This window comes from Companilactobacillus futsaii JCM 17355, assembly GCF_001435505.1.
Classification (GTDB): domain Bacteria; phylum Bacillota; class Bacilli; order Lactobacillales; family Lactobacillaceae; genus Companilactobacillus; species Companilactobacillus futsaii.
The window spans coordinates 17602-33789 of record NZ_AZDO01000053.1; the positions used below are offsets into that span (position 1 = coordinate 17602).

Consider the following 16188-nt stretch of genomic DNA (forward strand, 5'->3'; position numbering starts at 1 on the left):
GAAATATAAAAATATAAATATAATAAATCCTGATTATTGTGTAACTGATGTCGCAAATTCTGGTTCGCTAGTTACGTCTTTTTGTTGACCAGCATCGTTTAATTGCATATTAGTACTTTGTGTCCATTCGTTGTTAGAAACTTGATAGAAAGTGTGACCGTACTTGTTTTGTACCATCTGATTAACTTTCCAAGAAGAGCCATCTTGCAATTGACGACTAGAGAAAGAATCCATCGAAGTATCATAAACATCGGCTGGACCATTAACAACGGTTCCGATGACTTGTTGGTTATCAGTATTTTGATTTTGAGTAGCAGAACTAATCGAAACATCACTGACAGCAACGTATTCGTCACTCGCAATTTGGACGTAAGAAATACCATTGATCATAATAGTCGTACCAGTATTCCAAGTGCTACCAGCTGGCAAAGTTACACCAGTTTGTGTACCTTGACTGTTGATAACAGCACTGTTCCATTTAGCAGTGGCAATTTGTCCGCTAGTAGTAAATGGGGTAGTTGTCTGCGTTTGTGCTTGAGCTTGAGTTTGAGAAATATTTAAGCTACTTGCAGCAACCCATTCATTAGTGGCAACTTGATAATAAAGTACGCCATTCAAATATTTAGTGCTGCCCAATTTCCAGGAACTATTGTTAGGCAAGAAAGTACTAGTAATAGCTTGTCCTTGGTCATCAACTAAAATACCGCTACCGTTGACAGTTCCCACAAGATCAACTTGATCAGGGACTGATGCCTTTACGGTTTGAGGTGACAAATTAGACAGGACACTTGGAGCAATTAACAAAGCTAACGCCGAACCAATTAAAGCTGTGTTCTTTTTCATCGTTTAACCTCCTATATTTATTTCGCGGTTCATGATAAAACTATAATGCAATTCGGTTTTTTACAACCTATTTTAAAAACAGTTAAGATAAACGTTACTATTTCTTTAGAAATTAATTTAGATAATTTGAGAAATCAGAAGAATATCCTAGAATCGAAAATTTGTGATAAGTCTTCAAATCGCGGTCGGAGAGTTTAATGATGACGGAATTAGTGATGGTGTTTTCTTGATGGAAACGTGGCTTGATTTTATAAATAATTCCATAAACAGACGGTTTCTTCATCTTATAGACTTCTAGAGAAACTGTTTGGTAAGTGGACCAGTCAAATGGACCGTCCTTTTTATCAATTGCTAATTTGACCATTTTCGTAAATTGTTGTTTTTGATAATCATTTAATTTATGCGTATCTTTATTTTGCAAAGTGATCTGCGTTCCTGAAGAGTAACAATAAGGGGCAGAGTGGGCGTTGCAATACATTTGAGGGATGAGAAAGGCCAGTGCCAAAATAATCACACAACCAATCAAAACCGCACGATGCTTGTACTTCTATAGTTTTGTTGCCATTAGTCCCTCCTTAAAAAAATCTAACCTAAGTATTATAACGTGGATTTCTAAAATGACTTAAAAAAATTCGTAAATCATATTTTTAAATGACACCAAAAAACCATGACCTCAAAATAGAAGTCATGGTTTTTAAATACCTAATTATCTAACCTTAGCATCTGAAGGTTGAATAGTAGTACGTCCATCGGCGTGGGCATTCTTGATAGCACGGATGATATCATTATCACTCCAGGCACCAACAGTCTTAACACCTTGGTCAGTCAATTGTTGTCTAGCATTAGCAATATCTTGATCAGTGATTTCTTTACCACCAACTTCACGCTTTTCAACATCGAAGTCACCCTTAGCAGCAGGATTGTTGCTTTGGTCGTCATCAGATGATGATGAAGTAGTTGTATCTGTATTAGCAGTTGAATCATCACTACTATTAGCATCAGTTGTAGTGTCGTCAGTCTTAGTTGTTGTTTCTGGAACTGAATCTAACAAAGTCTTAGCTTGAGTATAAAGGTCTGAATAATACTTACCTTTGATACCTTTAGCTTTAGTAACTTGTTCTAGTAATGATTTAGCTTGGTCGCCGTTACCAGCCTTGATCATAGCCTTAGCATTCTTGATATCTAGCTTGTAGTTGTTACGGTTCTTTTGAATCTTTACAACTTGTTTCTTGAGTTTCTTAGCATAAGAAGTCATCTTCTTGTTGCCATTGTCTTGGTCGATAACCTTGTTCAAAGCCTTCTTAGCATCAGAAAACTTGCGTTGATTCATCAAGCTCTTAGCTTTAACTAAATTGTCAGCTTGTTTTTCAGAAGCTTTAGCTTTGTCAGTCTTCTTTAATTTAGTAGCAGCTTCAAAGTGATCAGATGCCTTAGCATACTTGCCATTGTCAACTGCAGAATTCCCCTTAGTCATTTCCGTCTTGTATTTACTGTCATTGTTATTAGTGCTGTTTGATGACGATGATGAAGAATTACCACAACCAGCTAGGACTAGTGCAAATCCAGTCGTAAGTAGTAATAATGCTTTTTTCATTTTAATTCCTCCATATAAGTAACTGGGCAAATTATACCATGTTCCAAAAAAATGCAAAATTAATTTCCGTTTTGGATACTTCCAATCGTTACTATATGTGTAAGTTACTTAAGCCGGCAAAAAGTTCTTACCATAAACCTTGAACCTACGACTTAATTCGATTAGAATAAGAGTAGGCTCTTTTAGGTTGACAAGAGAGTAAGAGTTTCCATGTAGACGTAATGTCTGTAATATTTTTGTAATTTTATGATTACTTTTGATCAAAAAGTTACAAACTTAGTACGGGTATCTGCCTAAATATTACAGAATTGTGATATTTAATACAGAAATGTTACAAAACAGGGGAGTTTTTAATTTCGAGTTGATTATAAAGCCGAAGTTTCATATAATGGTTGTCAGTGGGATAGCCCCACGACAATTAAAAATAATAAATTCTTGTAGTCCAGGGGAGGATTAACATTGAAAAAATCTATTAAATACGCAGGAATCGCTGCTGCTACACTTCTAGCTGTTGCTCCAGTTGCTGCTCCTGTTGTTTCAAGTACAACTGCACAAGCCGCTACTACTCGATCTGTTGCTACAGACCAATCTAAACAAGACGCTGCTGTAAAAGAATTTGGTGCACAATTTGCTGATAAAGCTGCATCTAAATTTGCAACTGCTTCTACTAATGTAACATTGGGCTCACAAAGTATTGCAGACTTTGCTGAGCACAATGCAGATTTGATTACAACTACTTCTACTTCTACTGGTAAAGATATGGACAAATTGATTGGTTCAGATGCTACTGTTGAAGTTTCTGCAAAATATGGTAGTACAACTATCTCAAATGCTGCTGATCTTTACAAGATCTTAGCTGATGATACTTATCCAGCTGTTGACTTCACAATTACATTGAACTACAACAACTTGAATAATCAAGCTGTTTCAAAGACATTTACTATGTCAGCAACTAGAGATACTGCTCAAGATGCTTTGACATCAATTAATGCTAAGTTTACAACACCTGTTACAGTTCCATTGAACTCAACAACAACAAGTACACAATTACAAGCTACTACTGGTACTACTTTGACTGACCAAAATGGTGACGGTATTGCTGCTAGTTCAATTGAACCTTCAAAAAGTTACTACAACTCATATAGTGATGCTATGGATGCTGCAGCTGGTATAGATTCACCAACACCTGCTTATAAAGCAGGTGCTGGTAAAACATTTGATAAAGCTGGAACATATTACCAAGGTATTACATTTACTGCAGGTCAAGGTTCAAATCTAGGTGATTTCTTACAAGAATATGTTGCAAATCCTAGCAAGTATACTGTTTACGTAAATGGTAAGGTTGCTTCTAAGGGTTATGACTTTACTACAGATGCAACAACAGCAGCTGGTACAAAGGTTACATTTGTACGTACAGTCGTAGTTTCACCAAGTGAAGCTAACTGGACAGTTACAGCTAACAAAGGTGTTGTAACAACAAAGAGTGACAATGCTTACTACACATTGAAGAATGATGACAACGAAACAATCACAAACCGTGCTCTTGCAAAGAACACAGCTTGGGTTACTGATCAAAAACGTGTTGACCAAGACGGTAACACACAATACCGTGTTGCTACTGGCGAATGGATTAATGCTGACGATGTAACATTCTCAGACAAAGCTACAACTGACGAAGGTGAATACACTGACGTACAAGCTTTGAATGGTAAAGTTACACTTGATGGTCCTTCATCATTTATCTACATGCTATACAATGACAACGGTGAAACAGTTTCAAACCGTGCATTAGCTGGTGATTCAGCATGGTACACAGACAAGAAGGCAACTAACGCTGCTGGAGTTACTGTATATCACGTTGCTACTGGCGAATGGGTACAAGCAGGTAGTGGTGTAAACTACGTTGCTTACTAATCATTAATTAGTTAGTAAAATTTTAAAAAGACTCGCTTAGGCGGGCCTTTTTTTATGCTTTTTTATCTAAAAAATCAATAAGAATCCATTGAATTATGGTTTTTGGCATGACAAAAGTTTACACTGAACTAGTGTACTTTTATAAGAAAAGGGAGTTTATTATGTCACGTAATTTGAAGAAAATTGCTATCATGATTGCGACTGTCCTTTTGATTGTTGGATCATTGCCATTCATGAGTTTAACCACTCAAGCTGCTACAGCTGGTAATGATAAGATTACTATCGGAACAATCAAAAATACTGCCGCAATGCCTGCTGTCATGGCTAAGGATGCTACTGATTTTAGTCGTAACAATATCAATGTTGATGTGAAGTCATTTGATTCTAACAAGGAATTAAACGATGCTATCGCTAACGGTGATGTTAATGTTGCCGCAACTGATTTAGTTAGCTATGCATCCCTTGCTAAGAAGAATTCTACTTGGAAAATTGTTGGTACTTTGCCTGGTTACTACGGTTTAGTTGCTAACAAGAAGTATAAGAAGGTTAAGAATCTTAAAGGCAAGACGATTGCTATCGACAAGAAGTCTGGTTCAAAACAATATCTCAAGAGTATTTTGAAGAAAAACAAAGTTAAGTACTCAAGTGTTAAGGTTAAGCAAATCGACGCTGACAGTACTCGTGTTGATTCTTTGAAGTCTGGCGATATTGACGCTGCCGTTTTGGAAGATCCTTCTATCAGCAATGCCAAGGGTAATGGTGCTAAAGTCTTGAACCGTCAAAAGACTGGTAAAGATAATGGTCAAATTTTGATTGCTAACAAGGACTTTACTAAGAAGAATGCTTCTTCAACACAAATTTTAGTTAGTGTTCTTAATGATGAAATTAAGAAGATCAATAAAATGGGGGGCTATGGTTCTGCTCAAGCTGCTTTGAGAGACTTTGGTATTAGTGATAAAGGTGCTAAGTATATTACTGATATGAACATCACCTTTAAGAAGGTTCATAAAGTTAAGAAATCTAACTTCAAGAAGGCTTTCAAGTATGCTAAGTCACAAAAGCTCTTTAAAGGTAAGATCAGTTACAAGAAATACACTTTGAAAGTTAAGGGTGTTAAATAGTTAATTAAGAAGATTAGGTCAATGAGATCTAGTCTTTTTTGCTGTCTTCAAATTTCTACCCCAATGAATTATAATTTTGAGAGAAGTTATCTTTACGAGGGTGGTATTTTGTTATCAGAAATTTAGTGAACAGCTTATATTTGAAACTTAAGCGTAACAAGTGGTCACTGATAATTCTCGGGGCCATTTTTATTTTTGTATTAATTTTGAATTTAAAAACCTTGTACATCGCTGACGATTACGTCTATCACTTTTTTTATCAGACGTCATCGCCAACGGAGATTGCTCATCAACAAAAAATTTCTACGTTATTGATACCAGCTTCGATGTGGAATCATTATTTTCTTTGGAATGGTCGTTTCGTGGCGCATTCGATCGTGCAATACTTCATGCAATTTGATACGAAGGTTCCCTTTGATATTTGTAACAGTTTGATTTTTGTAGTCTTAATTATGATGATGAACAGGTTTGCTAGTAAATTATCTAATAATAAAACTCAAGCTTTTGTTTTGCCGCTGATTTTTGTCTTTGCTTGGTTTTATCTGCCATTCTTCGGGCAATCAGTTCTTTGGGTCTCCGGAGCGGGTAATTACTTGTGGATGAGTATTATTTATCTAGGTTTTATCATGTACAATTTAAAAAGTCGGGAGCTTAGTTTACATTCATTTATTGGTGCGGCAATTATTGGTTTTTTAGCTGGAGCCAGTAATGAGAATTCTGGACCGGCCGCAATTTTGATTGTCTTGTTGTTCATGATCAAACGTTTTATAGAGACTCGAAAAATCAGTCTAGTAACTTTAGTTAGCGTCTTTTTTGGCGGAATAGGTTTCTTGATCATGGTCTTATCCCCAGGCTCGCAAAAACGGGGCATGATGAGTCGGACTTGGCCAGTTATCCACAAGAATCTCGAAAACATTTATAATTTAACTTTTGATAATTTGAAATGGCTCTATTTGTTGGTGATTGTTTTGACAATTGCTGGAATAGTGTTGAAGAGGTTATCAATGGATAGTGGTTGGTCGATAGTCTTCTTCATGATTGGACATTTTGCAGCCATTTATGCGATGGCACTGTCTCCAGAAGCTCCCCAGAGAACTTTCTTTGGTGGAATCATCTTCTTAGGAATTGCTTTATTTATTCCTGTTTATGCGTTATTCAGTGACGTTAAATTAGTTTTACCAATTTTATCGGTTCTGGCAGTAGTCCTGTTTGTCAGAAGTTATGTACCAGCTTATCAAGATATCAATCAGAGTTATCAAGTAAATAAAATGCAGTACCAAAAGATTCTTACTGCCAAAAAATCTGGTAAGGATAGTGCTCATGTACCGATTTTGCCAGTTGCGAAGAGTACTTACAATGCGACTTATCAAACATTTACTTTAGATGAGCCTTCAGATCAATTGATGAATCTTTGGGTGGCTAAGTACTTTGATATCGGTAAGGTCTATGGTTATCATCTCAAGTAAAAAAAGCCTATCTAAATTAGATAGGTTTTTCTTCATTTTTAGGTTTTAATTTGAGTAATAGTGGTTTGAGTTTGTTTCTGAATGGATAAGCAATCATGATTAATATCATTATGATTAACGAAATAGCAGAGAAATGACGGGCAGATTTTTGAATCTTAGTTTCGTAATAATCGACCACGACTTTTCCTTTGCCATTGATAGTGATTTTAGCTAGGTTGTTGTGTTGCTTGTCCATGGTTAATTTAGAAACTTGTCCGATGGAATCCTTTGACTGGAAGCCGTAATAGCCGATAATTGGTAGGTTGACTTCAGTGTCTTTGGCATTTTTGAAATTAAAAGTTAATTTAGTGCCAGTTTGTTTGAAATCAGTAATCTTAGCTTTTCCAGAGGTAATCTTGGGTTGGTGCTTAGTGCGTTCTAAGGTGTTGATATTAGTCCCCACAGGCAAGTATTCTTGACCGCCACCAATACTGTAGGGTGACATCTTATTGTACTCTGAGTAAGGAATTAGGGCAGCTGAGTAGCTTTGAATGAGACGATAGCTGGCAGAAATTGATAGTAATAAGACAAAGGCAATCAATAGTCCCTTGATAGTGTTAACTTTGAAGATATTTAGTGGATCACTCGCAACAAAAATTGCCAAAAGAAGCGTAGTTATCATATCAAAGCGCCAAGTGTATTGGATCATCTTGAAAGGTGTTTTGTTTAACAAAATCCAAGGAAAGACTGAAGTTGAAAAAATAAAAATTGCCACACCGATAATTGAAAAATGTCTGATAGCTTTGTTTTGAATCTTGTGAGCTGAAACGATAATGATTACTGAAGCTATTAACAAAATCAGACCGATATTAGGCTTGTCGATGATATTACTTAAACTCCAATTGAAACTGTCTTGCAGACTGCTGGAGCCTTTGACTAAGATACTCTTAGTTTTTGTTAGCTGGAAAGTCGTGTGTTTGAGTTGTTCTAGCATTGGTAAGAAATAACCGATACTCAATAATCCCGAACAAATTGCCGCCCAAAGTAATGATAACAAGCGTTTGGGGTGAAGTTTTAACTCGGGTATTTGGCAAAGAGCAACGATAACGATTAAAATAGCGACTAAGACTGGTGAAAGAGCGTGAGAGTAAATAATTCCTGTCATCCCAAATGTCAAAAAGAGCCAGTTTCGTTTGCGTTCGCCATAGAAAATTTCGTAAATTCCTAGCATGGCAATCGGTAGGAATAAGAATGCGCCAACTTCACCGAGATCGTGGCGAAACAATAGATCGTGTAGGCGATAACTGGAAAGTGTGTAGACGAAACTAAAAACTAAACTATTCCAGTATTTTCTTTGAACTTTGTAGAAACACAAGAATGATACGCCGAAAGTTAAGAAGTTTAAAATGACATAATAACGGGCGATTGCTTGAGCAGTGGAATATCCTAATAGTTTCATTAAAGCAACTGGATAGAGTAAAAAGTCCGAGTAGAAGATATTTGAGATATATCCGAATCCATCCATGAAAGACATGTTGATTACTGGGAAATAATCGTGTCTAAGAATCGACTGATACAGTCCTTCAATTCGCATCATATGGAATCGATTATCACTAGGTCCCAAGAACGACCAGATGGAATTATGATAAAATTCAGTTTGATAGATAGAGAAAATACTAGCAATGGCAAAAATACCTAAAGTAATGATAGTAATAATGGTTATTTTAAAATATTTATTCTTTAAGATGGATCGCATGTTTAAACCTTTCCGAATGTTATTAAGTTAATTATACTAAGGATTGTTATTTTAATGATATAAGAAAACATAAATAAAAATACAAATTGTCAATTTTTGCTGAAGGGGGAAAGAGAGTGAAAGGAAAAAGAATCGTCTATATAGACTTCATTCGTGTTTTAGCAATGTTTCTGGTTGTTTTGGCTCATGCTTGTGTATCTAGATTAGGACACGGTGTTGGCTCGATTGATTGGAATATTGCCCATTCGTTAGTAATTATCACAGAAGTAGCAGTACCGTTATTCTTTATGATCAGCGGTTCGACGATATTGAACAGTCCCAAGACTCGAAGTATTAGTTATTTATTTAAGCATCGTTTACCAAAAATATTAGTGCCATTTATAATTTGGTCGATTATTACAGCTTATTTTGCCCGACAACTTGATGGGACTTATACTTATCACAGTTTCATGCAATCAGTTTTGTCGATGTATCATCAACCGGTGATTATTGCTTATTGGTTTATTTATCCGCTAATCTCTTTATACTTACTGTCACCATTATTAAAAGCTATGGTCGATAGTTTGAGCAGTACCGGATTAAATTATTTGCTGATTTTGTGGTTTGTCTTCATGATGATTATTCCCGCAGTTATTCCTGTTTTACCCTCTGACATCAGAGTTTATTTTAAAGCTTATAGTATGAGTAAAATTGTTTTTTCAAGTTATCTAGGGTACTTCTTACTAGGTTACAAACTCTCGCAAGAAAAACATCGTAAAACTAATTGGCTCATAGGAATTTTAATGATATTGATTTTGTTTACGATAAATATTGAAATTGGACTGATTGATAATCGTAGTCTTTGGAAGATTCTGAATATTTTCTCCATCGGTTCAGTGCCGTTCATTGCAGGTTTGATATTTGTCGTCTTACGTTCATTTGAAAATAAATATCATCATTGGTTCAGTAAATTGATTGAGATTCTTGCGCCATTGACGTACGGAGTGTATTTAATTCACGGCTTAGTGATCAATTTAATTGAGCAGTGGTTTGGGTCTAACGCCTACTTTACTAATTTCTTGTTGGTATCGTTGATTTCTCTAGTTGTGATATTTATCTTGAGTAAAATTCCCTTGATTAGAAAAATATTATTGTAAAACGCTTATATTCGGAATAGGCGTTTTTGTTGTTTCGTGAATTATAAGGTTGTTTTATACTTGTAACTATGTTGAAGAAAATAGGGGAATTTTTTAGAGGAAAGTTTTTTGCACCAATCATGTTTTTAGTGTCATTTTTGTATTTTGGATTATTTCGAGTTCTGATGATTCCTTCTGGAGATGATTATTTCTGGGGTGGAGAACAGGGAGCTTACTTGATTCGTCATATGTTTTACGGACCACAGGCTATTTATGGAGGAAGTAGTAACGGTCGTTATTTTGGGAATACTTTGGAAATTTTCACAATGCATAGTTTGCCACTGGCAGCTTTGAGTTATGGAGTATTTTGGACATTGTTATTGTGGGCAATGTGGAGATTAGCTGGCAAAAGTATTACCGCCTTGTTATTGTCATTGGCATTTGCCTTTACTTTACAAGGAGCTTTTATCAACAACGTCTTAGCGTGGAATGCTGGTTTTGTCAATTATGTGCCACCGATGGCCTTAGTGTTGAGCTATTTGGTTATCGTCGATTACGGTCAAAAAAGGGTCTTACCGTGGATGTTTGCTTTATTGACCTTAGTCCTAGGTTATTCAGCGGGATTGTTCACTGAAGCATTGACATTAGGACAGATTTGTCTAGCTGTTCTAGTGATTTTGTACTTCCGCAAGCAAACTAAGCTGTACCACATCACTTATTTATTAGGAACAATCGTTTCAGCAATCGTCATGTTCTCTCATCCCGGTTATCGTGGAAAGAGTACTTATCGTGGGACCACTTTTGATCTGAAAGTTATTTGGAGTTGGTTCTCCAATGTGACGCATTTTTGGTTGATTACTTTTAATATCATCTTGTTAGCAGCAATTTTGTTAGCAATTTTGACTTTAGTTTTGAAATCAGATTTCTCAAGGATTAAAAAAATCAGTATGTCAATCATTTCAGCCGCATTCTTGTTCTACTATGCAATTGCCAATGCCGTTTTAAGTACGATTCCAAAGAACGACATGTATGGCTACAATTCAATCAGCTTGCCAATTTCGGTGACCGATACGATAGTCAGCTTGTTATTAGTAGTCTTTATCGGTTATTGTATCTTTACTTTTTATAAAACTGATGCCAAAATGTGGCTCTATTACTTGATGACAGGGATTATCGCTGGTCAATTGTTATTCGTATCAGCACCGGTTAACTGTCGGGGCTACTTTTTGACATATATCTTCATGTATTTGATCGCAATGCGCTTCGTAATTGATGCTTTCTCAAAGGTCAAATTGATCAACTGGGCGATTGTTATTGCTGTAATTGTGATGGGAGCAAGTTATCAATCAATGCTATATCAAAACCGCCAAGTCAATTTAGAACGAGTATCTGATCCACAATTTTACAATGGAAAAGCCGAGTTGACTAAGCACGTTCCATACCGCCAATTTGTCTGGTCAAATGATTTATTGAATCAACAAAATCCAACTTATTGGAAGAACTATTTAGGAAAGTAGTTTATTGAAATAAAAATTAGAATCACTATCTAGTCCGGAATAGCAAAGAAAATTGGCTCAGTCGTGCCCACTACGTTCCAGCCAAGCTTTCTTTGCTATGGAGGACGGCATTATTTTCACCAAATTTTTATTTCACGATTTCTAAGCTTGTTTTATACTAGTAATTATGTGGAATAAAATAAAATCGGTTTCTAAGGAAAAATTATTTGTACCATTAGTTTTTTTGGTATCTTTTATCTATTTTGCTGCCTTTCGCTATTTTATGATTCCTGCCGGGGATGATTATTTTTGGGGAGGAGCACAGGGGAAATATTTGCTTCTACATGGTTTTTACGGACCACAAGCTACTTATGGAGGAAGTAGTAACGGTCGATTTTTGGGTAATACCATGGAGATTTTGTCGATGCACAGTATCACGGTTGCCACGATTAGTTATGGGGTATTTTTCACACTCTTGTTATGGGCAATGTGGCGACTAGCTGGCAAAAGTATTTCTTCGTTACTGCTGTCGTTAGCGTTCATCTTTACTTTACAAGGGGCGTTTATCAATAATGTCCTTGCTTGGAACGCGGGTTTCGTCAATTACGTGCCACCGATAGCTTTGATTCTGACTTATCTAGTGATTGTTGAGTATGGTCAGAAAAAAGACTTACATTGGTCTTTTGCATTATTGACGCTATTTATTGGATCAGTTGCTGGATTATTTACGGAAACTTTAAATTTAGGACAAATTTGTTTAGCTATTTTAATAATGTTATATTTCCGCAAGAAAACTAAGTTATATCACGTAACTTATTTTATTGGGACTTTAATTTCGGCTGCGGTAATGTTCTTGCATCCTAGTTATCACGAAAAGAGCACATATCGTTTGACGACCTTTGATTCTGCTGAAATTTGGCGTCTGTACAAGATAATGACTCACTATTGGCTGATCAGTTTTAATCTCATATTGTTAGTAGCTATTTTGTTAGCGATTATCACGTTGACATTGAAATCTGATTTCTCGAAATTTCAGAAGATGTTAATAGCGGGAATTTCTGCAGTATTCTTGCTTTATTACGCTGCCATAACGGTCTATTTTAGAAAGTATCCTAAGGACAACATGTTCAGTTTCAATTCAGCTGTTTTTCCAAATAAAGTGGCAGTAATAGATTCAGTTATGAGTTTGTTGTTGATAGTCTTTATCGGTTATTGTATTTTTCTATTTTATAAGACTGATGCCAAGATGTGGTTGTACTTCTTGATGACTGGTATCGTCTCAGGTCAGTTGCTGTTCGTCGCTTCACCGGTCAACAGTCGGGGCTATTTTGCGGCATATGTCTTCATGTATTTGATTGCAACAAGATTCGTGATTGATGCCTTTAGCAAAATTAAAATCGTTAATTGGGTCTTGTTAGTTGCAGTTATTTTCATGAGTGTCAGTTTTCAATCGATGATTCAAAAAGACTATCAAGTCAACTTAGAACGTGTCTCCAATTCACAATTTTATAATGGTAAAACCGGTTTAACTAAGCACGTACCTTACCGTCAATTCGTGGGAACTAATGACTTGTTGAATCAACAGAATACGACTTATTGGAAGCATTATGTTGAAGAAGGTAATTATCATTTGCCAATCAAACAAATAATCGATGTACTTAAATAGCAAAGGGTATTATTGGAATCGTGGTATATTATCACATCTCCAGTAATACCTTTTTTGATTAGAATGTGGACGACGACATATTTCACAATAACCATCCCAACAAATCATCCATTTAATGTATAATAAAAGCAGTATTAACTTAAAAGGTGGTAATTTGCAATGCTTGAAAACGTACATGGTATTGTTAAGGTCAACCAAGATGCACGTTACGTAGTTTTCTTGTTTGATACTTATGAAGTGAACCGTAAAATGCTCCAAGACAAATATGTCAAAGGCGAATCAGCTTGGTACACAGATGCAAAAGGTACCGGCGATGATGGCAAAGTATTCTATCGTATCGCTGAGGATGGCGAATGGATCGAAGCCGAATACGTTACTTACGTTGATACCGACGAATAATGTTACAAAAGATTTAAATTTGCACAAAAAAGTTTAAAATTTGCCTGATTTCTTAAGGTTTTATTGAAGGCAACCTGTTTAAATAGTAGTCTACTGTTAGTATATTTTTAGAGTGGAGGGAGACACTATGAATAAAAAATGGGTTGCCTCTACTGCTTTGGCTAGTGTTTTAGCGGCAGTTGGCGTATCATCGAATGCTTCTCCAGTTAAGGCAGTATCAAATGATGATGGGAATCAAGATGACTTAGACCACAAGTCAACGACTGACAAAAAAGACCCTACTGTTGCTAGTGTTTTAGATCAGCAGGGTGCACCGATCAATGAAGATGCAGCAGATGCCATTGAAGCCAATGAGAATTCTGGTTTTAATAGTGTTTTGCCAGCCAGTGCAGTAGCTGCTGTTACTCAAGCATCAACTAGTGCCGGAGTAACCAAGGCTCAACAACAAGCTTTTTTGGACAAAATTGGTCCTGTTGCTCAAGCAGTAGGATCTCAATACAATGTCTACGCTTCAGTCATGATGGCACAGGCAATTGTTGAGAGTGCTTGGGGAACGTCAACTTTGTCTAGTCAATATAACAATTATTTTGGTATTAAAGGTGATTATAACGGCTCATATGTCAGCTTTCCAACTTCAGAATGGAGTGCTGATAAGGGTTATTACACAATTTATGCTAATTTTAGAAAATACCCTAGTGCAACAGAATCCTTTGCCGATAATGGTGCCTTGTTGAGGTATGGCATCAGTGGGGCAAGTGATTTCTACAAGGGTACTTGGAAGGAAAATACTTCCTCTTACAAAGATGCAACGGCTTGGTTGCAAGGACGTTATGCGACGAGTCCAATTTATGCATCAACTTTGAATAGAATAATCGAGACTTATAATTTGACACAATACGATAATGAAGCTAGTACCGGTGGTACTAATGATAATTCAGTTAGTGGTACCAAGACTACGATCGACGATACCGCAACTGTAACTAATCAAAAATCTGCAACAATTTATATCAATGCTAATCCCAATCAGATTGCGGCTAACCGTGCTTTAGCTTATAACACGAAATGGCATGTTTCCTCAAAAGTCGTTGCAGCTGATGGGACAGTTTACTATCAAGTAGCGGCTAATGAATACGTCAATGCTAATGATGTGCAATTGGATTCAGAGAAGTCTAATCCGCAAGTGAAGATTTCTGATACCGCCATTGTAGTTAATAATAGTGGTGCGACTGTTTACGGTGCTGCTAATAAAAAGGCGGCCACGGATCGAGTTTTGCCATATCAATCTAGTTGGATCACGACTGCTTATGTAGTTGACGATGATGGCAATACTTTCTATTTTGTCGGAACCGACGCTTATGTTTTGGCAACCGACGCAACTTTGAAGTCACAACAGCCAAATGAAGATTACAAAGACGACCAAATCACATCTTATCCTGATATCGTTCACGTGACCGCTACTCCAAGTGCTAGAGCTTATGATGATAAACACAGTGCTTTAGCAGTCAGTCTAGCTAGTGGAACTGATTGGAAGATTGACCAAAAGTCCGTTCATTCTGATGGTTCAGTTTGGTATCGAGTAGCTACGAATCAATGGGTCAGTGCTAATGATGTCGAAGTTAAAGGTTCTAATTACGTAACTTCAGTTTCTGGGATGGTCAAAATCAACTATATTCCAGGATACGGTGTTAACGTCTACAACAGTCCTGCTTCAAATAATAAATTTACCGGAACACGTTTAGCTGACGGTACGACTTGGCGAGTTACATCCAAACAAATCGTTGATGGACAAACTTGGTACAAGGTCAATGCTGGCTGGGTAAATGGTAAATATTGTATTTATAATGCAGATTAAATAAAAAATGTCGAGATATATGATTGATAACGAACATATATTACGGCATTTTTATTTTGGGAAAACTATGCTTTTGTAAAAAGTTTGTAAATTCTGCAAATGAGCACACTAGATTTTTTGATTTTTGTTATATTAATTTTGTTCCTAATTATTAGGTTCAAAAAAATATAATAGAGGTGTTTAAAATGGTACATTTACTTGCTTTTCGCAACAAAGAAATTACTAAAGATAACATTTTGAAATATGAATTTGAACTTTTAAAAGGTCCTACAGATTTTGAAGTTGATTTTGATTGTGATGCTTTATTAGATGTGTCTGAGGATAAGAGATTTAATGGCAATTCTTTGATTGTACATGAAAAACATGGTGCATTTTTAGTTGAAAAAACAACTAAAGAATTAGTGAATGAATTTTATAAGAGAAATACAGTTGGCTTTGCTTTGTCTAAAGTGCTGGCCAACTTTTTTTCGTTGAAACATTATGTACCATTTGTATTTATGTATGTTGTTTATATGCCAATATCTGGAGGTACACGCAAAAATACTGATTGGATTGGTTTGCATTTGATGAATAGCTGCCGTCAAAATAAAAAAGAAGCTTACTTTATTACTACTCAAGGTTTCATCATAAAAGTTACCTTTCCCAAGGGCGATTTAGATAGTCGTGTGCATGATGCCTGTGTTTTGTGTCAGAAATGTGTAGCAATATTTTTACCATTGATAGTCGCTGGTGGTGTGGATGTCAGAGGATGTGTCTTTACCGGACTAGTGGTTAAATTTAATACTTGTCATTGTCCTTTGCACGTTAAAGTTAATCTCGAAAATGATCCCAAAATCATAGGATTGATGTTCATTAATTTTATTATTGATCATCTAGGAATTGAGTCAGTCAACCCCGAGGAGGAGAAAAAACACTATCGAAGATTTTTATCTGGCAGATTGTAAAATATAACCGAACACTAGTGGACACAAAAACCCATAAAGGTCT

At 36.2% G+C, this 16188-nt stretch carries 13 protein-coding genes; 9 read left to right on the forward strand and 4 right to left on the reverse strand.

Annotation, left to right across the window (positions count from 1 at the left end; genetic code table 11):
• Positions 1-33: 33 nt before the first annotated feature.
• From FC88_RS05215 to FC88_RS05225, 3 genes are all read right to left on the reverse strand, one after another.
• Positions 34-843 (reverse strand): SLAP domain-containing protein, encoded by an 810-nt coding sequence (locus FC88_RS05215; RefSeq protein ID WP_057813489.1) that lies wholly within the window; start codon positions 841-843, stop codon positions 34-36.
• Between the two features lie 112 nt (positions 844-955).
• Entirely contained in the window at positions 956-1264 is a 309-nt protein-coding gene (locus tag FC88_RS05220; protein WP_057813491.1) for a hypothetical protein, read from the reverse strand.
• Between the two features lie 285 nt (positions 1265-1549).
• Positions 1550-2437, reverse strand: coding sequence for a hypothetical protein (locus FC88_RS05225; RefSeq protein ID WP_057813493.1), 888 nt, complete (start codon positions 2435-2437; stop codon positions 1550-1552).
• A 459-nt stretch (positions 2438-2896) separates the two neighbouring features.
• On the opposite strand from FC88_RS05225, the gene FC88_RS05230 reads away from it, so the two are divergent.
• From FC88_RS05230 to FC88_RS05240, 3 genes are all read left to right on the forward strand, one after another.
• On the forward strand, positions 2897-4351 hold the full coding sequence (locus FC88_RS05230) for a hypothetical protein (protein ID WP_057813494.1): 1455 nt from the start codon (positions 2897-2899) through the stop codon (positions 4349-4351).
• Positions 4352-4512: 161 nt separating this feature from the next.
• Positions 4513-5472 carry an ABC transporter substrate-binding protein gene (locus tag FC88_RS05235; RefSeq protein WP_057813497.1) on the forward strand — a complete coding sequence of 320 codons (960 nt, stop codon included), beginning with the start codon at positions 4513-4515 and terminating at the stop codon, positions 5470-5472.
• A 125-nt stretch (positions 5473-5597) separates the two neighbouring features.
• Positions 5598-6938, forward strand: coding sequence for a DUF3329 domain-containing protein (locus FC88_RS05240; protein ID WP_057813499.1), 1341 nt, complete (start codon positions 5598-5600; stop codon positions 6936-6938).
• Between the two features lie 16 nt (positions 6939-6954).
• Here the strand turns inward: FC88_RS05240 and FC88_RS05245 are convergent, their stop codons facing one another.
• Entirely contained in the window at positions 6955-8673 is a 1719-nt protein-coding gene (locus tag FC88_RS05245; protein ID WP_057813501.1) for a glycosyltransferase family protein, read from the reverse strand.
• A 116-nt stretch (positions 8674-8789) separates the two neighbouring features.
• On the opposite strand from FC88_RS05245, the gene FC88_RS05250 reads away from it, so the two are divergent.
• The 6 genes from FC88_RS05250 to FC88_RS05275 all read left to right on the forward strand — a co-directional run bounded on the left by FC88_RS05250 (position 8790) and on the right by FC88_RS05275 (position 16145).
• Positions 8790-9809, forward strand: a complete 1020-nt coding sequence (locus FC88_RS05250; RefSeq protein ID WP_057813502.1) for an acyltransferase — start codon at positions 8790-8792, stop codon at positions 9807-9809.
• A 119-nt stretch (positions 9810-9928) separates the two neighbouring features.
• Complete coding sequence (locus tag FC88_RS05255) at positions 9929-11305, forward strand: DUF6056 family protein (RefSeq protein WP_057813504.1); 1377 nt, start codon at positions 9929-9931, stop codon at positions 11303-11305.
• A 166-nt stretch (positions 11306-11471) separates the two neighbouring features.
• Positions 11472-12950 (forward strand): DUF6056 family protein, encoded by a 1479-nt coding sequence (locus FC88_RS05260; RefSeq protein ID WP_149029789.1) that lies wholly within the window; start codon positions 11472-11474, stop codon positions 12948-12950.
• 159 nt (positions 12951-13109) lie between these two features.
• Entirely contained in the window at positions 13110-13349 is a 240-nt protein-coding gene (locus FC88_RS05265; RefSeq protein ID WP_010020969.1) for a hypothetical protein, read from the forward strand.
• 127 nt (positions 13350-13476) lie between these two features.
• Entirely contained in the window at positions 13477-15201 is a 1725-nt protein-coding gene (locus FC88_RS05270) for a glycoside hydrolase family 73 protein (RefSeq protein WP_057813508.1), read from the forward strand.
• Between the two features lie 185 nt (positions 15202-15386).
• On the forward strand, positions 15387-16145 hold the full coding sequence (locus FC88_RS05275; RefSeq protein ID WP_057813510.1) for a hypothetical protein: 759 nt from the start codon (positions 15387-15389) through the stop codon (positions 16143-16145).
• Positions 16146-16188: the final 43 nt, after the last annotated feature.

Excerpts from the sequence above, each read along its gene's own strand:
- FC88_RS05275 (WP_057813510.1), top strand. The coding sequence starts at position 15,387 with ATGGTACATTTACTTGCTTTTCGCAACAAAGAAATTACTAAAGATAAC.
- FC88_RS05255 (WP_057813504.1), top strand. The coding sequence starts at position 9,929 with ATGTTTTTAGTGTCATTTTTGTATTTTGGATTATTTCGAGTTCTGATG.
- FC88_RS05215 (WP_057813489.1), bottom strand. The coding sequence starts at position 843 with ATGAAAAAGAACACAGCTTTAATTGGTTCGGCGTTAGCTTTGTTAATT.
- FC88_RS05235 (WP_057813497.1), top strand. The coding sequence starts at position 4,513 with ATGTCACGTAATTTGAAGAAAATTGCTATCATGATTGCGACTGTCCTT.
- FC88_RS05225 (WP_057813493.1), bottom strand. The coding sequence starts at position 2,437 with ATGAAAAAAGCATTATTACTACTTACGACTGGATTTGCACTAGTCCTA.
- FC88_RS05245 (WP_057813501.1), bottom strand. The coding sequence starts at position 8,673 with ATGCGATCCATCTTAAAGAATAAATATTTTAAAATAACCATTATTACT.
- FC88_RS05270 (WP_057813508.1), top strand. The coding sequence starts at position 13,477 with ATGAATAAAAAATGGGTTGCCTCTACTGCTTTGGCTAGTGTTTTAGCG.
- FC88_RS05265 (WP_010020969.1), top strand. The coding sequence starts at position 13,110 with ATGCTTGAAAACGTACATGGTATTGTTAAGGTCAACCAAGATGCACGT.
- FC88_RS05260 (WP_149029789.1), top strand. The coding sequence starts at position 11,472 with ATGTGGAATAAAATAAAATCGGTTTCTAAGGAAAAATTATTTGTACCA.